Origin of the sequence: Endozoicomonas sp. (genome assembly GCF_051008435.1) — a bacterium.
Lineage (GTDB): Bacteria > Pseudomonadota > Gammaproteobacteria > Pseudomonadales > Endozoicomonadaceae > Endozoicomonas_A.
Genome location: NZ_JBPCXO010000154.1, coordinates 1 through 2,227, shown reverse-complemented (window position 1 = coordinate 2,227; position 2,227 = coordinate 1). Strand labels below are relative to the sequence as shown.

Annotated in this window: 1 protein-coding gene; it reads left to right on the top strand. The window is 45.8% G+C overall.

Annotation, left to right across the window (positions count from 1 at the left end):
* Positions 1-331 precede the first annotated feature (331 nt).
* Complete coding sequence (locus ACR2PX_RS07485; protein ID WP_433998731.1) at positions 332-2,071, top strand: peroxidase family protein; 1,740 nt, start codon at positions 332-334, stop codon at positions 2,069-2,071.
* Positions 2,072-2,227 lie beyond the last annotated feature (156 nt).

Here is a 2,227-nt window from a genome sequence, read left to right as displayed (position 1 = left end):
CATAATGCCAATGCCTTTTTGGAACTGAACAGTATTTTTACACATCAGATTTATCTCCAAATATAAAGGTCATCAGACGTTTAATATAGCATCTGGATTATGACGTAGGGTCGATGGTAAACAGGATGCATTTTGAGGTTCTTGATAAACTCCAAAGGCTGACTACTTTTCTAACTGCCCGATTTTTTTGAACGAGTAGTTGGAAATGAATAAACGATCCACCGTTAGACTATTTAGACAGTCGACGTATTTATTTATAATATTATGTTCTCCCTTTCTATTAGCAGACAGTACTCCAACCCGATCGACCGATACTGCCACTGAACCTGATATGGGGAGTGGTGGTCTTCTTGTTCGCAGTTATGATGGTCATAATAATAATGTTGAAAACCCTGCCTGGGGGCAGGCAGGGCAGCCCTTGTTTCGATTATTTGAACACGCTTATTCCGAAGATGGTGGAGCAACCCTTGCCGACTCTGAACGTCCCAATCCAAGAGATATCAGTAACAGTGTATTCAAGCAGGAGGAGAATGAAGAATCTTTAAATATTCCCAATGAGCTGGGAGTGTCTGATTTCTTCTGGCAGTGGGGACAGTTTCTCGATCATGACCTTGATTTGACTCCGGTAGCTAAGCCCCGAGATCCAGCGGATATTCTGGCAACGGATACAACCTTTGATCCTGAGCAAACAGGGCAGTTCAAACTCAGGTTTTCCCGATCCAGGTTTATTGGTGGTACAAGCAGTGCTCACCCAAGACAGCAAGTTAATATAGTCAGCAGCTGGATCGATGGATCCAATGTCTACGGCTCTGACAGTCATCGTGCCAATGCTTTAAGAATGAAAGACGGTACTGGTCGTTTGAAGTTCTCGACAGGGAATCTTCTGCCTAAAAATACCCAGAGTCTGGAGAATGAAAAGCCCGAATATCTGCCTGCAGAGGATTTCTTTCTTGCAGGTGATGTACGTGCCAATGAACAAGTCGGTCTTACTGTCATGCACACTTTGTTTATGCGTGAGCATAACTACCAGGTGGAAACCTGCAGCTCGCTGGCAGAAGCGGGCACCATGGAAAGAGATGAAGATCTTTATCAATGTGCCCGAAACCGGGTTATCGCCATCCTTCAGAAAATTACCTACGATGAATTTCTTCCACTCTTATTGGGCAGTGAGAATCTAGGTGCCTACAACGAATATGATTCTTCATTGGATGGCACAATCAGAAACAGTTTTTCGACGGCCAGTTATCGCTTTGGTCATAGTGCACTCAGCCCTGATTTATTGAAGGTTTACTATGAAGAAGGGCATCTCAGGTCTGAGCCACTCACACTGAAGAATGCTTTCTTCTGTCATACCTGCGTCAGTGACGACGGGCTGGAACCTTATCTGTTGGGCCTGGCCTATCAAACTCACCAGAAAGTGGATGCCCGGGTGGTGAACGAAGTCAGGAATACTTTATTCGGGCCGACGGGCGACCTGGTTGCATTGAACATTCAGCGTGGTCGAGATCATGGCATTCCTACCTATAATCAGGCGCGTGAAGCACTGGGTGGATTGGAGCGAGTATCTGGCTTTGATCAGATCAGTTCGGATGCCGAGACTGTGACTCGTCTCCAGTCGATCTACACCAGCGTTGATCATGTTGACCTATGGGTTGGGGCACTGGCTGAAGATCATGTAACCGGAGGAATGGTAGGTCCTACCAATGCCAGGATTCTAAAGGAACAGTTCAAGGTTTTAAGAGACGGAGACCGTTACTGGTATCAGAATTCCGGCAATCCCAACCCCTTAACGTTTGATGAAATGCAGATGGTTCGCCAGACAACACTGACTAAGGTCATAAAGAGAAACACCCGCCTGGGTGATGAAATGCCAAATAATGCATTTATGGCAGGTACGCTTGTCTATCCTTCAACGACCGATGTGGCTGCATCTACTGCAGCGAATACTCAGCCCACGAACTCACCCCTGACTCAAGGTCTGGAACCTTCATCAGCACTATCAACGCTTATGAGTGAGGTGATCATGACAGGAGCTTTGCTGATAGCCTTATACGCCATAGGAAACGGATAGGCGAGGGTTTAAAAAGTATTTGAACAGCAGGCTAGGAGCCTGTCGGACTTACCACTGACCTACTGCGAAAAAGCCTGATTTGGCCATTTTTTATGATTCTTTTCGTTGAATAGCTCGCTATTCGCCTCAAATAATCATAAAAACTGTCTCAAACCG